Origin of the sequence: Mitsuaria sp. WAJ17, from assembly GCF_014174515.1 — a bacterium.
Taxonomy (GTDB): domain Bacteria; phylum Pseudomonadota; class Gammaproteobacteria; order Burkholderiales; family Burkholderiaceae_C; genus Roseateles_B.
In genome coordinates this window covers 1-479 of the sequence record NZ_JACJUG010000111.1, presented here as the reverse complement: position 1 = coordinate 479, position 479 = coordinate 1, and the positions used below count along the sequence as shown (strand labels likewise).

The window sequence follows — 479 nt, the reverse complement described above, 5'->3', positions numbered from 1 at the left end:
AACAAGACCGCGATCAGTGAGCAACTGGCCTCGGCCAAGCGCAATTTCGAGGTGGGCACCGCCACCATCACCGATACCCGTGAGGCGCAGGCCAAGTACGACCTGGCCACCGCACAGGAACTGGCCGCGGACAACGATCTGCGCGTCAAGCGCGTGACGCTGGACCAGATCGTCGGCCGGGTGGGTGTGGAGCCCAAGCCGCTGGCGGTGCCGGTGGCGCTGCCGGCGCTGCCCTCGACCAATGTCGACACCTGGGTGGCTCAGGCCGATGAACAGCATCCCGGCGTGCGCAAGGCCCGTCTGGGGCTGGAAGTCGCGCAGTTGGAGACGCAAAAGGCCAAGGCCGCCGAGGGCGTGACGGTGGACCTGACCGGCAGCCTGGGCGCGCAGAACCTGCACAACAACCTGAGCGGCGCGGCTGCGATCCAGTCGGGCGTGGGCACGACCAAGAATGCCTCGCTGGGGGTCACCGTGAACTT

General features: G+C 67.6%; 1 protein-coding gene. It reads left to right on the top strand.

Annotated elements, in window-relative coordinates:
* On the top strand, window positions 1-479 hold a 479-nt coding region (locus H5407_RS23595; RefSeq protein WP_183106920.1), incomplete at both ends, for a TolC family protein.